The sequence below is a fragment of the Amycolatopsis sp. SID8362 genome (genome assembly GCF_010550475.1).
Lineage (GTDB): Bacteria > Actinomycetota > Actinomycetes > Mycobacteriales > Pseudonocardiaceae > Amycolatopsis > Amycolatopsis eburnea.
Window position 1 is genome coordinate 1 of record NZ_JAAGNB010001511.1, and the last position, 15642, is coordinate 15642.

Annotated in this window: 17 protein-coding genes and 1 pseudogene; 7 read left to right on the top strand and 11 right to left on the bottom strand. The window is 71.5% G+C overall.

Going from position 1 to position 15642, the window contains the following annotated elements; genetic code table 11:
- From G3I65_RS46165 to G3I65_RS46175, 3 genes and pseudogenes are all read right to left on the bottom strand, one after another.
- A pseudogene (locus tag G3I65_RS46165) lies at window positions 1-403 on the bottom strand (glycosyl transferase); the annotation flags it as partial.
- A 42-nt stretch (window positions 404-445) separates the two neighbouring features.
- A complete protein-coding gene (locus G3I65_RS46170) occupies window positions 446-1231 on the bottom strand; it encodes an IclR family transcriptional regulator (RefSeq protein ID WP_160701716.1) in 786 nt (261 codons plus the stop codon).
- A gap of 52 nt (window positions 1232-1283) precedes the next feature.
- Complete coding sequence (locus tag G3I65_RS46175; RefSeq protein ID WP_125316271.1) at window positions 1284-1874, bottom strand: TetR/AcrR family transcriptional regulator; 591 nt, start codon at window positions 1872-1874, stop codon at window positions 1284-1286.
- A gap of 86 nt (window positions 1875-1960) precedes the next feature.
- On the opposite strand from G3I65_RS46175, the gene G3I65_RS46180 reads away from it, so the two are divergent.
- The 6 genes from G3I65_RS46180 to G3I65_RS46205 all read left to right on the top strand — a co-directional run bounded on the left by G3I65_RS46180 (window position 1961) and on the right by G3I65_RS46205 (window position 10022).
- Window positions 1961-2881: an oxygenase MpaB family protein gene (locus tag G3I65_RS46180; RefSeq protein ID WP_160701717.1), complete on the top strand. Its 921-nt coding sequence runs from the start codon at window positions 1961-1963 to the stop codon at window positions 2879-2881.
- 9 nt (window positions 2882-2890) lie between these two features.
- Window positions 2891-3916, top strand: coding sequence for an LLM class F420-dependent oxidoreductase (locus G3I65_RS46185; protein WP_160701718.1), 1026 nt, complete (start codon window positions 2891-2893; stop codon window positions 3914-3916).
- Window positions 3917-4318: 402 nt separating this feature from the next.
- Window positions 4319-6316 carry a neutral/alkaline ceramidase gene (locus tag G3I65_RS46190; protein ID WP_160701719.1) on the top strand — a complete coding sequence of 666 codons (1998 nt, stop codon included), beginning with the start codon at window positions 4319-4321 and terminating at the stop codon, window positions 6314-6316.
- An 11-nt stretch (window positions 6317-6327) separates the two neighbouring features.
- A complete protein-coding gene (locus G3I65_RS46195) occupies window positions 6328-7272 on the top strand; it encodes a sphingomyelin phosphodiesterase (protein ID WP_160701720.1) in 945 nt (314 codons plus the stop codon).
- Between the two features lie 34 nt (window positions 7273-7306).
- Complete coding sequence (locus G3I65_RS46200) at window positions 7307-8620, top strand: MFS transporter (protein WP_160701721.1); 1314 nt, start codon at window positions 7307-7309, stop codon at window positions 8618-8620.
- On the top strand, window positions 8607-10022 hold the full coding sequence (locus G3I65_RS46205; RefSeq protein ID WP_160701722.1) for an aminotransferase class V-fold PLP-dependent enzyme: 1416 nt from the start codon (window positions 8607-8609) through the stop codon (window positions 10020-10022). Before G3I65_RS46200 ends, G3I65_RS46205 begins: the two co-directional genes overlap by 14 nt.
- 1 nt (window position 10023) lies before the next feature.
- On the opposite strand, the gene G3I65_RS46210 is transcribed toward G3I65_RS46205, so the two are convergent.
- The 4 genes from G3I65_RS46210 to G3I65_RS46225 are packed head-to-tail and all read right to left on the bottom strand — an operon-like array spanning window position 10024 to window position 13146.
- A complete protein-coding gene (locus G3I65_RS46210) occupies window positions 10024-10296 on the bottom strand; it encodes a DUF6295 family protein (RefSeq protein ID WP_086860049.1) in 273 nt (90 codons plus the stop codon).
- Window positions 10297-10307: 11 nt separating this feature from the next.
- The gene (locus tag G3I65_RS46215; RefSeq protein WP_160701723.1) at window positions 10308-11048 is read right to left on the bottom strand and encodes a dienelactone hydrolase family protein; all 741 of its coding nucleotides are present in this window, start codon (window positions 11046-11048) and stop codon (window positions 10308-10310) included.
- Window positions 11045-12715, bottom strand: coding sequence for an MFS transporter (locus G3I65_RS46220; protein ID WP_160701724.1), 1671 nt, complete (start codon window positions 12713-12715; stop codon window positions 11045-11047). The genes G3I65_RS46215 and G3I65_RS46220 overlap by 4 nt, the downstream gene beginning before the upstream one ends.
- Window positions 12712-13146 carry a MarR family winged helix-turn-helix transcriptional regulator gene (locus tag G3I65_RS46225; protein ID WP_163046871.1) on the bottom strand — a complete coding sequence of 145 codons (435 nt, stop codon included), beginning with the start codon at window positions 13144-13146 and terminating at the stop codon, window positions 12712-12714. Before G3I65_RS46225 ends, G3I65_RS46220 begins: the two co-directional genes overlap by 4 nt.
- A 145-nt stretch (window positions 13147-13291) precedes the next feature.
- On the opposite strand from G3I65_RS46225, the gene G3I65_RS46230 reads away from it, so the two are divergent.
- Window positions 13292-13588, top strand: a complete 297-nt coding sequence (locus G3I65_RS46230; RefSeq protein ID WP_160701726.1) for a hypothetical protein — start codon at window positions 13292-13294, stop codon at window positions 13586-13588.
- Here G3I65_RS46230 and G3I65_RS46235 read toward each other — a convergent pair.
- The 4 genes from G3I65_RS46235 to G3I65_RS46250 all read right to left on the bottom strand — a co-directional run.
- Complete coding sequence (locus tag G3I65_RS46235; protein WP_160701727.1) at window positions 13585-14640, bottom strand: GTP-binding protein; 1056 nt, start codon at window positions 14638-14640, stop codon at window positions 13585-13587. The genes G3I65_RS46230 and G3I65_RS46235 overlap by 4 nt on opposite strands.
- Window positions 14637-14786, bottom strand: coding sequence for a 50S ribosomal protein L32 (rpmF, locus tag G3I65_RS46240; protein ID WP_155549868.1), 150 nt, complete (start codon window positions 14784-14786; stop codon window positions 14637-14639). The genes G3I65_RS46235 and rpmF overlap by 4 nt, the downstream gene beginning before the upstream one ends.
- On the bottom strand, window positions 14786-15040 hold the full coding sequence (locus G3I65_RS46245) for a type B 50S ribosomal protein L31 (protein WP_160701728.1): 255 nt from the start codon (window positions 15038-15040) through the stop codon (window positions 14786-14788). Before G3I65_RS46245 ends, rpmF begins: the two co-directional genes overlap by 1 nt.
- A partial coding sequence (locus tag G3I65_RS46250) for a GTP-binding protein (RefSeq protein WP_160701729.1) occupies window positions 15037-15642 on the bottom strand: 606 nt, incomplete at its 5' end. The genes G3I65_RS46250 and G3I65_RS46245, both read right to left, overlap by 4 nt.

Here is a 15642-nt window from a genome sequence, read left to right on the forward strand (position 1 = left end):
CGGCCGCCGCCGCCCACCGCGTCAAGCCGAGGCGGCGGGCCAGGAACCACAGCAGCAGCGCGCCGAGTACCGCGGCGACGAGCACGGCTTCGCGGACCGCCGCCAGCGCCGTCGCCGAGCGCCCGAAGGCGTCGGTGACCATCGTGTACGCCGAGAGCTGCCACCAGCCGAACGGGCTGAACCCGGCACCGCCCGCGTCGGCGAACGGGGTCAGGTGCCCGAGCGCGTAGGCGTGGGCGACGTTCGCGGCCTCGGCGGGCAGGACCGGTTCGGGCGCGGCGAGGTACAGCACCCGAAGGCCGCCGGCCAGTGCCAGGAGCGCCAGCACGATGTCAAGCGACAGCAACCGGTGCGCGGCGGAGGAGCGGGCCGGGCCGGTCGTCTCCCGGCTGTGCTGGGCCATTGCACGGATCGTAGCCGCCCGCGAAAGCCTTGTCCCGCAGGCCTATTTCCGACTGTCCCGAGTGGATCCGGAGAGTGTCCGGGTCAACGCGAGCGCGACCGTCCGGACGGCGGGCGCGACCCGTTCGGTCCGCATCCGGTTGGCCCACCCGGAAATCGAGACGGCGGCGACCGCGACGCCGCGCGCGTCGAGCAGCGGGCTGGCCGCGCACACGACGCCGACGCCGGATTCCTCGCGCTCCAAGGCGATCCCGTCCTCGCGGACCCGCGTGAGCTGACGGCGGAGCAGGCCGGGCGCGGTGATCGTCTTCGGGCTCATCCGGGGCAATCCGGCGTCGATCACCTGGTTCACCACGGATTCCGGCGAGAACGCGAGGATCGCCTTGCCGACTCCGGTGGCGTGTGCGGGGAACCGGCCGCCGATGCGCGACGGCAGCGTCGGCGCGTCCGGGCCGCGCAGGACGTCGAGGTAGACGACTTCGGTGCCTTCGAGGATCGCGAGGTGGACGGTGTTGCGCGTCGCCTCGCGCAGGTCGGCGAGGTAGGGCCGGGCCGCCTCGACCAGTCCGCGGCGGGGTGAGGCCAGCTGGCCGATTTCGAACAGCCGCAGCCCGAGCCGCACGGCGCCGTCTTCGCGCTCGAGCAGGCCGGTGCCGGTGAGGTGCCCGACGAGCCGGTGCACGGTCGTCTTCGCGAGCCCGGTCCGGCGGGCCAGCTCGGAGACGCCGAGCGTCTCGTCACCCGGCCGGAAGGCTTCCAGTAGCGCGGCGAGCCGGGCCGCGACGAGGCCGTCGCCGCTCGCACCGTCGTTCCGCCCAGCGGTACGCATGGGTTGAGTGTGCCCGATCACCCGCGCGAGTGTCACGAGGTCGGAGGTGAGGTCAGTGGTCGTCGGCGCCGAGCACGAGTTTCACGCAGTGGGCCACGAGCCGCTCGCGCGAGACCTTCAGCGAGCCGTCGAGGTAGGCGATGAAGACGTTGCTCAGCGCGCCGACCAGCCCGATGGCGACCATCTGGCGTTCGGTCTCGTCGCCGTGGGACAGCTGCTCCCCGACGAGCGCGGCGAAGACCGGCAGCAGGTGCAGCCCCCGGCGGGTGAGCGCGGGGTCGGTCAGCGGCGCGAGCAGCAGGACCCGGCCCTGGCGCGGGTCGTCGACGATCAGCTCGACGAACGCGCGCACGGCGTCCTCGGCCCGCTGGACCGGGCTCGGCGCGTCCCGCACCGCGGTGACGAGCGCCTGCCGGGCCTGCTCGCCGACGTGCTCGTACACGGCCGCTACCAGCTCCTCGCGGTCGGCGAAGCTTTCGTAGAAGTACCGCTCGGTCAGCTTCGCGTGCCGGCACACCGCGCGGACGCTCGTCCCGGCCGAGCCCTCGGTGCCCAGCAGCTCGAGGCCCGCGGCCACGAGCTGCTCGCGCCGCAGCGCCTTCCGGTCGTCCAGGGTCGTGCCCGCCCACGTGCGGCCCGGCATGATCACTCCTCTGTTGACTACGCGTGTTGTCAGATCCTAGCCTGACAACAACCGTAGTCAGTTGGACTCGACGAGGAGAGCCGCCGATGGACGCCCCCGAACCGCTGGGCCCCGACTCGCTCACGTGGAAGTACTTCGGCGACTGGCGCGGCCTGCTCATCGCGCTGTGGGCCGGCTCGATGCAGAACATGCACCCCGGCCTCGGCGCCGGTGTCGAGCAGCATTCGCGGTTCTTCGAGGAGCGCTGGCAGCGGCTCTTCCGCTCGCTCTACCCGATCGGCGGCGTCGTCTACGACGGCCCGCGAGCGCACGCGACGGCGTTGCAGGTGCGCGGCTACCACGACCGCATCAAGGGCGTCGACGCCCAGGGCCGGCGCTACCACGCGCTCGACCCCGACACCTACTACTGGGCGCACTCGACGTTCTTCGTCAGCACGATCCTCATCGCCGACCACTTCATGGGCGGCATCGGCGAGGCGGAGAAGCGGCGGCTGTTCGACGAGCACGTCACGTGGTGGCGGATGTACGACATGTCCATGCGGCCGGTGCCGGAGAGCTGGGAGGACTTCCAGCGCTACTGGAAGCACATGTGCGCCGAGGTCCTGGAGGACAACAAGGCCACGCGGGACGTCCTCGACCTGCGTGGGATCGCGAAGCCGCCGTTCCTGCCCTGGCTCCCGGACGCGCTCTGGCGGCCGCTGAGCGCGCTGATCGCCAAGAACTTCGTGTGGCTGACGACCGGGCTGTACGACCGCGAGATCCGCGACCGGCTCGGCCTGCGCTGGTCCGAGCGCGACGCGCGGCGGCACCGGCGGGCCGGGAAGCTGATCAACGCCGTGTTCAAGCTCGTCCCGCACGACCGCCGCTACCACCCCCGGGCCCGCGCCGGCTGGCGCCGCGTGCGCGGCGAGGTGGCTGCGGGCGCGCCGGTGGTCGAGACTCCACGGAGGAACCTGCCCCCGCTGTCCGAGCGGGGCAAGCCCGAGCACTACGCGCCGAACGTCTAGGAGGCATTCGTGAAGCTGGGATTCCACGTCGGGTACTGGGGCAGCGGCCCGACCCCGGGCGCGCTGGAGGCCGTGCTGAAGGCCGAGGAGCTCGGCTTCGACTCGGTGTGGACGGCGGAGGCGTACGGCTCGGACGCGTTCACGCCGCTGGCCTGGTACGGCGCGTCCACTAGGCGGATCCGCCTCGGCACGAACATCGTCCAGATGTCCGCGCGCACCCCGACGGCCACGGCGATGAGCGCGATGACCCTCGACCACCTCTCCGGCGGCCGCATGGTGCTCGGGCTGGGCGCGTCCGGCCCGCAGGTCGTCGAGGGCTGGTACGGCCAGCCGTACCCGAAGCCGCTGGCGCGGACGCGGGAGTACGTGGACATCGTCCGGCAGGTGATCGCCCGCGAGGCCCCGGTGACCCTGGACGGCGCCCACTTCCAGCTGCCGCTGAAGGGTGGCACCGGTCTCGGCAAGGCGCTGAAGCCGACGGTGCACCCGCTGCGCAAGGAGATCCCGATCCACCTGGCCGCGGAGGGCCCGAAGAACGTCGCGCTGGCCGCGGAAATCGGCGACGGCTGGCTCCCGCTGTTCTTTTCGCCCAAGAGCAACGCCTTCTACAAGGCGGCGCTGGAGGAGGGCTTCGCGCGCGAAGGGGCGCGGCACACGCTGGAGACGTTCGAGGTGCCGTGCTCGATCCCGGTGATCGTCCACGACGACGTCGAAGAGGCGGCGTCGTGGATCAAGCCGTCGCTGGCGCTGTACATCGGCGGGATGGGCGCGAAGACCGTCAACTTCCACCACGACGTCTTCGCGCGGCTCGGGTACGAGGACGTGGCGGACAAGGTGCAGGAGCTGTACCTGGCCGGGCGAAAGGACGAGGCGACGGCCGCCATCCCGACGTCGCTGGTGGAGGACACATCGCTGATCGGGCCGCCGGCGAAGATCCGGGACGAGCTGCAGGCGTGGGAGGAGACGGTGGTGACCCAGCTGCTGCTGCGCGGCGACGCGGCGACGCTGGCGAAGATCGCCGACGCGCTGGGCTGACCCAGAGCTTTCGCCCGCCCTGACGGTGGCGTCTTGAATAACCCATTCAGGTCTTCGGAGGTCAGGGTCCCAGCAAAGTCGCGCGCCGGCGAGCGGGTGACCGGCCGCAGGCCGGCCGCGTGGTCTGCCTGGCGTCGCGGGGATGTTGTGAATGGGTCATTCATGTCGTCTGGCGAGGTGAATGACTCTTTCATGTCGTCGCGGATGGGCGGATCGGCCGTGCTGCCCGACTTTGCCGAACTCGCCGCACCTGAGTCCGGGCGGAGCCTGCGTCGCGGGAAACGCCGCTCGCGGGTGCCTGTGCCGGCAGCTGTCGGCACTTTTGTCGGGTTGCCCGGGCCTCCGGCCTCCCGTACGGTCCCCGACTAACGCGAAAGTCGTTCACGTTAGTCGGGAGACCGCATGCGGGTGAGCCGTCGTCACGTCCTGGCCGGAGCTGCCGCGCTCCCGTTCGCCGCCGCTGTCGCGAGACCGGCGTCGGCCGCGCCAGTGCTGCGGGTCGGCGTCGGGATCGGCGACGTCACCGGGCCCGCCGCCGAGAACGGCATGATGGGCTACTCCATGCCGCAGCAGCAGACCGCCGGCATCCACCTGCGGACCCGGGCCCGCGCCTTCATCGTCGACGACGGCACGCGCCGGATCGTCTTCGTCACCGCCGAGCTGGGCGCGCTCTTCCAGTCGGTCCACCAGGGCGTCCTGCGTGAACTCGCGAAGAAGCACGGCGACCGCTACGCCGAGCAGAACGTCCTGCTCAACGCCACCCACACCCACTCGGCCTGCGGTGGCGACTCGCACTACGCGGCCTACGACCTCTCGATCCTCGGCTTCCAGCAGCAGACCTACGACGCCGTCGTCACGGGTATCGTCGACGCGATCGGCCGGGCCCACGACGACCTCAAGCCCGGCGAGCTGACCCTCGGCCGCACCGAGCTGACCGAGGCCAGCGCCAACCGCTCGCGGGTCGCCTTCGAACGCAACCCCGACAAGGACCACTTCCCGCTCTCGATCGACCCCGCGGTCACCGTGCTGCGCTTCCGCCAGGGCGGCCGGGACGTCGGCGCGATCACCTGGTTCGCCACCCACGGCACGTCGATGAGCAACAGCAACCACCTGATCAGCAGCGACAACAAGGGCTACGCCGCCTACGCGTGGGAGCACGACCACGCCGGCGTCCGCTACCTCGACGGCCCGCCCGGGTTCGTCGCCGCGTTCGCCCAGACCAACTCCGGCGACATGACGCCGAACCTGAACCTGCAGCCCGGGACGCCCGAGACGGAGTTCGAGAACACCCGCCGGATCGGCGAACTCCAGTTCCAGGCGGCGAAACGCGCGTTCGACGCGGCGACCGAGCCGATCACCGGCGGCGTCGACCACCGGCTCACCTACGTGGACATGTCAGCCGTCGATGTCGATCCGGCGTTCACCCCGGACGGCCGCCCGCACCGCACCTGCACCGCCGCGATCGGCGTCTCCATGCTGGCCGGCAGCACCGAGGACGGCCCGGGCCTGCCGCTGCCCGAGGGCGTCAAGAACCCGTTCATCGACTGGCTCGGCGGCATCGACGCACCGATCCCGCGGGCGCTGGCCGACGCGCAGGCGCCGAAGGTCGTCGCGGTGCCGTTCGGCGCGATGAAGCCGTACCCGTGGGCGCCGGAGGTGCTGCCGCTGCAGCTCGTCCGGATCGGGCAGCTGCACCTGGTCGCCGGGCCCGCCGAATACACGATCGTCGCCGGGCTGCGGATCCGGAAGACCGTCGCCGCCGCGCTCGGCGTGCCGCTCGAGAACGTCCTGATGCAGGGCTATTCGAACGCCTACAGCCAGTACGTGACGACGCCGGAGGAGTACGACTCGCAGCAGTACGAAGGCGCGTCCACGCTGTTCGGCCGCTACACGCTCCCGGCGTACCAGCAGGAGTTCGGGAAGCTCGCTGCCGCGATGAAAGCGGGCTCGGCGGTGCCGCACGGCCCGGTGCCGCGCGACCTGCGCGGAAAGCTCGTCAACTTCCAGCCCGGCGTCGTCTTCGACAGCGCTCCGCCGCTCAAGAGCTTCGGCGACGTCGTCACCGACGCGAAGAGCAGTTACCGCCGTGGCGAGCAGGTGTCGGTCGCGTTCGTGACCGGCCACCCGAAGAACGACCTCCGCCGCGACGGGACGTTCCTGGAGATCCAGCGGTACGCCGACGGGCGCTGGGTCCGGTACGCCGACGACGGCGACTGGGCCACGAAGTTCCGCTGGACGCGGACGTTCGTGAGCGAGTCCCGCGCCGAAGTCACCTGGGACATCCCCGCGAACACCCCGGTCGGCAAGTACCGCGTGGTCCACTTCGGGGCCTGGAAGCACGGCCTCACCGGCGCCATCGCCCAGCTCAGCGGGACCTCCCGCGCCTTCGTCGTCTCCTGAAAGGACCCCGCGTGCGCCGGACCGCCATTCTCGCCGCCGTCGTCATCGCCGCGTTCACCGCCGCTCCCGCCCAAGCCGCGGACGCCTCGGTCAGCGTGCTCAGCTTCAACCTCTGGCAGCTACCCTGGATCGCCAACCCCAACACCTCCGACAAGGAAGCCCGGGCACAGGCGGCCGAGCACGTCATCCGCGGCCAGGACACCGACGTCGTCGTGCTCGAAGAGGCGTTCAGCGCGCAGGCCGAGGACCTGCGCGACCGCCTCGCCGACGCCTACCCGTTCCAGACCCCGCTGGTCGGCCAGTACTGCTCGACCTCGGCGGGCTGGGCGAGCGTGAACGGGAACTGCTCGACCTCGCCGTTCGTCGTCAACGGCGGCGTCACCGTGCTCAGCAAGTACCCGATCACCGAGAAACACCAGCTCGTCTACCGGAACTCCTACTCCGGCACCGCGGACTACCTGGCGAACAAGGGTGCCGCGCTGGTCCGGATCTCCGCGCACGGCAAGGCGCTCTGGCTCGCGGGCACGCACCTGCAGGCCGACGAAGGACCTGAGACGCTGCCCAAGGCGCACGAGGTCCGGATGGCGCAGCTGGGCGAACTCCGCGACCTGACCGTGGCCCGCGTCCCGGCCGGGGACGCCGTGGCCATCGCCGGCGACCTCAACATCGAGTACTGGGCCGGGCAGGGCCGCCGCGACGCCGCCGGGCGCACCCAGGCCGAGCAGGGCGAAGCGGCGCTCGGCGGCACGCTGGGCACCGCCGGAGCGGGGGAGTACACCTTCGACGCGGCGACCAACCCGGCCGCGGCGAAGTCCGTCCCGGCGACCTACCGCGATTCGCTGGACTACGTCGGCTCGGTGCGACGCGCCGAGGTCGGCCCGGTACGGCTGGTGCATTACGACGGTGGCACGATTCCCTCCGACCACTACCCGGTGCGGGCCGAGATCCACTACTGATCGCAGCATCGGGATCCGCTCTGCGAGGAGGACCATGGCGACGCTGTCCGGCCGGACGAGGTTCCGCTATTCGCTCGGCTCGTTCGTCACCGGGTCCTTCGGCACGGTCCCGGGCCTGGTCCTGGTCAAGTACCTGACCGACACGATGGCCGTGCCCGCGGGCTGGGCCGCCGCGATCGTGTTCGTGCCCAAGGCCTGGGACGTGCTGTTCAACCCGATCGCGGGCCGGCTCTCCGACGCCGACCTGATCAAGACCGGCAGCCGGCGGCGGTTCCTGCTGATCGGCGGCATCGGCGTGGCGATCCTGTTCGCCGCGATGTTCGCCCACCCCGGGTTCGGGAACCCGCTGCCGGACGCGCTGTACGTGGCGATCGCCTTCGCCGCGTGCGCCACGGCGTACGCGCTGTTCCAGGTGCCGTTCAACGCGCTGCCCGCCGAGCTGACCGAAGACGCGACCGAGCGCACGAAGCTCACCAGCGTCCGGATCGGCGTGCTGGCCGTGACGATCCTGATCTGCGGCGGCGGCGCCCCCGCGATCAGCACCGGCATCGGCGGGGTCACCGGCTACCGGGTGATGGCCGTCGTGATCGGGCTGATCGTGCTGGCCGCGACGCTGCTGGTGTACTTCGGCCTCAAGGACGCGCCGGTCGGGTCGCTGCGGCCCAACACGGTGAGCCTCAAGGAGCTGGTGCGGACGCTGGCCGGCTGGCGGCCGTTCCGCTGGCTGCTCGGCACGTACTTCATCCAGGCGCTCGGCATCGGCACGGTGCTCGCCGCCATCCCGTTCTTCGCCCAGCGCATCCTCGGCAGCGAGGGCTACGGCACGATCCTGTTCGTCATCTTCGTCGGCCCGGCGCTGGTCACCATGCCGCTGTGGCCGCGCCTGGGCGACCGCGTCGGCAAGCTCAACGGCTTCCGCCTGGCCACCGCGGCCTTCGCGATCGGCCTGCTGGGCCTGGTGTTCGCGCAGTCGATCCCGCTGTTCGTGTCGTTCGTGTTCGTGGCGCTGTGCGGGGTCGGGTACGCGGGGATTTCGGTGTTCCCGCTGGCGATCCTGCCCGACCTGATCACGGCGGAGGAGGAGCGCACCGGCGAGACGCGCGCCGGGATCGCGGCCGGCGTGTGGACCGCGGGGGAGACGCTCGGGCTGGCCTTCGGCGGCGGCCTGTGGGCGCTCATCCTGGCGTTCGGCGGGTACGTGTCGAGCACGGACGCCACGGCTTTCCAGCCGGACAGCGCGATCGTGGCGATCCTGGTCGGGTCCTCGATCATCCCCGGCGTGCTGATCGCGCTGGCGTTGCCGCTGCTGCGGCGCAAGGTCCTGGAGCCGCGTCATGAACCCGCCTGAGGACGTCCTCGCGGCACTGCGGGACCTGCGCGCGGGCGACCTCCCGACCCACGGTGGCCGCACCCTGGCCTACGTGTACGACAGCGGGCTGTCCGAAGTGGACTCCCTCGGCGCGGCCGCGCACGCGCTGGCGTCCTCGGCCAACGGCCTCGACCCGACGGCGTTCCCGAGCTTGCTGCGCATGGAGAACGACCTCGTCGCGGAGGCGTCCGCGTTGCTCGGTGACGTGCCGGGCGTGGTCGGCTCGGTGACGTCTGGTGGCACCGAGTCGTGCCTGCTGGCGGTGCTGGCCGCGCGGGATGCCAACCCTTCGATCACTTCGCCGTCGATCGTGCTGCCGACGACCGCGCACGCGGCCTTCCACAAGGCGGCGCACCTGTTCGGGCTCCGCCGGATCGACGTCCCGGTGGACCCGGAAACGTTCCGCGCGGACCCGGCCGCGATGGCGGCGGCGATCGACGATTCGACGGTGCTGGTGGTGGCGAGCGCGCCGTCGTACGCGCACGGCGTCCTCGACCCGATCGCTCCGATCGCAGCGGCGGCACTCGAGCGGGGCGTCCGGATGCACGTCGACGCGTGCATCGGCGGCTGGGTGCTGCCGTACTTCGCGCGGCTGGGTGCGGACGTGCCGCCGTTCGACTTCCGCGTCCCCGGTGTCACGAGCATTTCGGTGGACCTGCACAAGTACGCGTACTGCCCGAAGGGGACGTCGGTGCTGCTGCACGCGTCGGCGGAACTGCGGCGCTCGCACTACTTCGCGAGCGCGGCGTGGCCCGGCTACACGATGCTGAACACGACGATCCAGAGCACCCGCTCGGGAGGTCCGCTGGCGGCGGCGTGGGCGGTGGTCCGCCACCTCGGCCCCGAGGGGTACCTCTCGCTGGCCGAGTCGACGCGTGCGGCCGTGTCGCGTATCCGTGCCGGGATCGGCGACATCGACGGGCTGCGGGTGCTCGGCGACCCGGTGTCGACGCTGATCGCGTTCACCGGCGACGACGGCTTCGACCTGTTCACAGTCGCGGACGAGATGAAGGCCCGCGGCTGGTACGTCCAGCCGCAGTTCGCGCACCTGGCGTCCCCGGCGAACCTCCACCTGACGGTGACGGCGGCGAACCACGGCAGCGAGAAGGAGTTCCTGACCGACCTCGCGGCCTCGGTCGACGCGGCCCGCGCTTCCGGGCCGGTGGTCGTAGACCCGGCTGTGGCGGAGTTCGTGGCGGCCCTGGACCCGGCAACCCTGACGTCGGAACAGTTCGCGGGCCTCCTGGCCGCCGCGGGTCTCGGCGGCACTGCGGGCTTGCCGGACCGGATGGCCCCGATCAACGCGCTCCTCGCAACGGCACCGGCGCCGTTGCGGGAGCGCCTCCTGCTGGAGTTCCTGGGCGCGCTCTACACGCCCTGACTCACTGGTTCCGCGAAGCCAGACCCGCCGGAGCGGACTTGACCGCCGCGTGGATCGCGTCCGCCAGAGCGAGCGCGTCTTCTTCCGTGAGTTCCAGGGCGACCCGGGCCGAAGCGCCCAGCTCGGGGTTGCGGAAGTCGATGTTCACCGTGTGGCCGTACGGCGCGTGGACCGGGTGGTCCACGTACACAGTCCCTTCGCTCAGCCGGAACCAGCCGCGGGCGCCCTTGCCGCTGCCTTCGAGGGCGAACTTCTCGGTCAGGTAAGTGCACATGGCGAGTCCTTTCAGGCGGCGAGGGTGCGGGCGTAGAAGCCGAGGATGCGTTGCCAGCCGTCCGTCGCGGCTTCGGGGCGGTAGCTCGGGCGGTCGACGGAGAAGAACGAGTGGCCGGCGCCCGCGTAGGTGTGGAACTCGTGCTCCTTGCCCAGCTTCTCCAGCTCCGCCGCCAGCACGGCGACCTCGTCCGGGCCGGGGAACTGGTCTTCGGCGCCGAAGATGCCCAGCAGCGGGCACGACAGCTGCGGCGCCAGGCCGAGCAGCGGCTTCATCTGCTTCATGGCCTCCGGCGGGTCGTTGACGACGAACGCGCCGTAGCAGTCGACCGCCGCGTCGATGTCCAGCGAACAGCCGGCGAGGAACGCCTGGCGCCCGCCCGAGCAGTGGCCGATCACGCCGATGCGTCCGTTCGCGTTCTCGAGCGCGCGCAGGTAGTCCGCCGCGCCGGAGACGTCGCCGACCAGGCGGTCGTCCGGGACGCCGCCGGACGCGCGGACCGCCGCCGCCGCGTCGTCCGGGTCCGCGCCCGGGGCTTCACGCGTGTACAGGTTGGGGCACAGCGCGTTGTAGCCCTCGACGGCGAAGCGGCGGACCATCTCCTTCGTCGCCGCGTCGTAGCCGGGCATGTGGTGGATCACCACGACCCCGCCGCGCGGGGTGTCGTCGGTCGGCTTGGCCAGGTACGCCTCGAGCTCGTCCCCGCCGTGGCCGGTGATGGTGACGGTCCCGGCGACGATCTCGTCGGTCATCGGTTCTCCTTCGTTCCCTCGGGGGTGTGGAAGTAGCGCTTGCCGCGCGAGGCGGACGCCACCGCGGCGACGACGGCCATCACCGCGGCGGCGGTGAACACGACCACCAGGCCGTGGTGGAACGGGCCGGACACCAGCTGCGGGAAGAACTCCCCACCGGTGAGCGTGGCCCGGTCGGCGGGCGCGAGCCCGGCCAGGACGTCCGGGCCGAGCAGGTGCCCGACCGGGTTGCTGCCCAGGAACGCCGCGAACAGCGTGCTCACCGGCGGCAGCTGCGCGACGCCGTCCGCCACCGGAGCCGGGACGCCGTGCGCCTGCAGCCCGCTGGTCAACGTCTGCGGCAGCGACGAAGCGAGCCCGGCGATCATCAGGGAGAAGAACACGCCGATCGACAGCGAGGTGCCGGAGTTCTGGAACGTCGCCCGCATGCCGGAGGCGACCCCGCGTTGTTCGGTCGGGACGCTGCTCATGATCGCCGAGGTGTTCGGCGCGGAGAACATGCCCTGGCCGATCCCGCTGACCACGAGCAGCGCCGCGAACAGGGGATAGGGGAAGTCCACCGGCAGCGCGAGCAGGCCGAGGAACGCGGCCGCGACGAGCAGCAGCCCGCCGGTGGAGAACAGCCGCGCCCCGAACCGGTCGGACAGGTACCCCGACACCGGGCCCGCGACGAGGAACCCGACGGTCAGCGGCAGCAGGTAGATGCCCGCCCACAGGGGTGTGCGCTCGTAGTCGTAGCCGTGCAGGGGCAGCCAGATCCCCTGCAGCCAGATGATGAGCATGAACTGCATGCCACCACGGGCGACGGAAGTCAGCAACGCGGCGACGTTGCCCGCGGCGAACGCGCGGATCCTGAACAGCGAAAGCTGGAACATCGGCGCGGCGACCCGGGTCTCGATGACGCCGAACAGCAGGAGCAGCAGCACACCGCCGCCGATGCCGCCGAGCACCCACGGGTTGCCCCAGCCGGTCGCCCCGCCGCCGTAGGGCTGGATGCCGTAGGTGATCGCGGCCAGCAGCAACGCCGTCCCGGCCGCGAAGGTGACATTGCCGCCCCAGTCGACCTTCGCGCGCTTCGGCGTCCCGACCTCGCGGAGGCTGCGGATCGACCAGATCGTGCCGAGCAGCCCGAACGGCACGCTGACCCAGAACACCGCGCGCCAGTCGATTTCGGCGAGCAGCCCGCCGACGACGAGCCCGAGGAACTGCCCGGCGAGCGCGGTGATCTGGTTGACGCCGAGCGCCATCCCACGCTGCTCGGCCGGGAAGGCGTCGGTGAGGATGGCCGCCGAGTTCGCCGTCAGCATCGACCCGCCGACGGCCTGCACGACCCGCCAGCCGATCAGCCACAGCGCGCCGCCGCCGGCGTGGAACGGGTCGAACGACAGCGCGACCGACGCCGCGCTGAACACGACGAACCCGAGGTTGTACATCTTGACCCGGCCGAACATGTCGCCGAGCCGCCCGAGCGTCACCACCAGCACCGCCTGCACGAGCAGGTACCCGAGGATCATCCAGAGCAGGTAGCCGATGTTGCCGGGCGCGAGCGGGTCGAGGCCGATGCCGCGGAAGATCGCCGGCAGCGAGATGATGACGATCGAGCCGTCGAGCGCGGACATCAGCACGCCGAGCGTGGTGTTCGACAGCGCGACCCACTTGTAGCTCACAGCCGGTCGGCCAGCCGCTCGATGAGCGGGATGGCCGTGATCAGCTCGCGCCGCTCGGCCTCGGTGAACTGCTCGGCCAGCGCGGCCGCCATCTGCCTCGTCGTCTCGGACCGGCGGTCGGTGAGCAGCTTGACCCCGGCTTCGGTGACCGTCATCAGCACCTTGCGGCCGTCGGAGTCGTCCTTGCGGCGTTCGACGAGCCCCCGCTCGACCAGCCCGGCGAGCGTGACGCCCATGGCCTGCGGCTTGACGCGTTCGAGGTCGGCGAGGCAGCCCGGGGTGGCCGGACCTTCGCGGTCGAGCCGGGACAGGACCGAGCGCTCGGGCAGCGTCAGCTCGCCGACGACGTACCCCTGCCGCAGCCGCCGGACCAGCCGCCCGAGGGCGACGCGGAGGTCGGTGCTCGCCTGGAGGAGATCTTCGTCGGTCACGATCGTCAACCTAGACTGATAAACCTGGGTTGATCAACTCGGACGGAGTGGCCGCTATCGGGTGAGGCGGGAGCTTTCGCCCGGCCTCATCTGGGTGCCCGGGTTAGCGTCCGAAGTGGACACATCCCCTCGGGAGGAGAAGCCGATGACGATCCCGCACGTCGAACACGCCGGCCACGACCACGTCCACCGCGAAGGCTGCGGCCACGCGGCGCTCCCGCACGGCGACCACGTGGACTACGCGCACGACGGCCACCTGCACCGCGCGCACGACGGGCACTTCGACGAGTGCGAAATCCACGGCCACCTCCCGCACACGGGCCACGAGCACGCGCACGGCGAAGGCTGCGGCCACGTGGCGGTACCCCACGGCGACCACGTCGACTACCTCCACGACGGGCACCGCCACGCGACCCACGAAGACCACTACGACGACCACTAGTGGACGTGGACCGGGCCCCACTCCGGGAACGGGTCCGGTCCGGTGGCCTCGCCCAGGCACTCGTGCAGCGCCTTCAGGAGTGCCTCCCCGGCGAGGTCGACGCCGATGAACACCAGTTCCTGCCGCGGCGCCTCGGCGACCCCCTGCGGCTCGAACCGCGCCACCGCGCCCGCCTGGGACCACAGGCCGGTCACCCCGGGCCGGGACGCCAGCGTGAAGAACCCCTTGGACCGCAGCACGGTCCCGAACTCGCCCGAGTCGAACCGGCGGGTCACGAAGTCCCACAGCGCCGCCGGGTCGAACGCCCGTGACGCGCGGAACACCACGCTGGAGATGCCGTACTCCTCGGTCTCCGGCACGTGGTCGCCGTTCAGCTCGGCCACCCAGCCGGGCGCCTCCTGGGCCCGCGCGACGTCGTACCGCCCGGTGCCGAAGACACGCTCCAGCGGGACTTCCCCGAAGCTGCCGGTGACGACGTCCGCGGCGGGGTTGAGCCGCCGCAGCGTCGCCACCAGCTGGTCCAGCTCCGCGGGCGGCACGAGGTCGGTCTTGTTCAGCAGCAGGACGTCGGCGAACTCGACCTGGTCGACCAGCAGGTCGCTGACCGTCCGCTCATCGCCGGCGTACTGGTCCAGCCGCCGCTCCACCAGGGAGTCGCCGGCCGCCAGCTCACGGGCGAAGTTCGCCGCGTCCACCACCGTCACCATGGTGTCGAGGTGGGCGACGGACTCCAGGAACGTGAACGTCGCCGCCACCGGCATCGGCTCGGAGATCCCGCTGGACTCGATGAGCACGTGGTCGAAGCGGTCGTCCGCGCACAGCGCCGCCACCTCCTCCAGGAGGTCCTCCCGCAGGGTGCAGCAGATGCACCCGTTGGTCAGCTCGACGAGGCGCTCCTGCGAGCGCACGAGCGCCGCATCGATGTTGACCTCGCTCATGTCGTTCACGATCACCGCGACCCGCGGCCCCGCCCGGTGGGCGAGGATGTGGTTGAGCAGCGTCGTCTTGCCCGCGCCGAGGAAGCCGGACAGCACCGTGACCGGAACGCTCACGAGTGGAAGTGCCGCATCAGCCGGCGCGGCACCAGCTGGACCTCGCCGTCGACCTTGATCGGCACCAGGTCCGGCACGGCGGCCTTCCACTGCGAACGACGGGAGCGCGTGTTGCTGCGTGACTTCTTGCGCTTCGGGACGGCCATCAGCGCGCACCCCGCTTCCCGTAGCGGCGGTGGAACTTCTCGACCTGCCCGGCGCTGTCCATGATGCGCTGGGTGCCGGTCCAGAACGGGTGTGACCACGAGCTGATGTCGACCACGACGAGCGGGTAGGTGTTCCCGTCGGACCACTCGACCGTCTTGTCGGAGGTGATCGTGGAGCGGGTCAGGAACGCGTCGCCGGTGGACGAGTCCTTGAACACCACGGGGTGGTAGTCGGGGTGGATTCCGGTCTTCATCGTTCTTCCTTTCGGTTCGCCGCGGAGTGCCGCGCCGGGTCGGGTTCGGTGTCCTCGCACGGTTCTTCGTGCCAGTCGCCGAACGGGTCGGGGTAGCGCGCCCACGCCTCGGGTCCTGCCGCGAGTTCCGCTTCGGTCAGTAGAGCGCCGCGCAGGGCCGCGTCGATCTCGTCGGGCGTTGTCTGGTCCGTCACCACGACGAGCTCCTGCGCGCGGTCGCCGTGCACCGGGTGCCAGCGCAACGACGCCAGGGTGCGGCGTTCGGGGGAGACGTCCGTCCACTCGGGACCGTCCGGCGCCGCGAGCCACGGCCCGGCGTGGCCGATGCCCAGCCCGCCGCCCGCCGACTCGATCCAGAACGCGACGTCGGGCTGGCTGGCCACCCAGGCGCGCCCGCGGGTGCGGACGACGCCGTCGAGCAGCACGTCCAGGGCGTCGTGCAGGCGTTCCGGGTGGAACGGCCGCTGCGCGGTGAAGGTGACCAGCCCGATGCCGCAGTCGACGTGCACCGGCGGTTCGCCGCGCAGCAGCGCCCCGTGCATGTCGGTGACCGCGCCGCGCCGCGCGTCCGCCGGCACGGCGTCGAGCACGCTGTGCCCGTC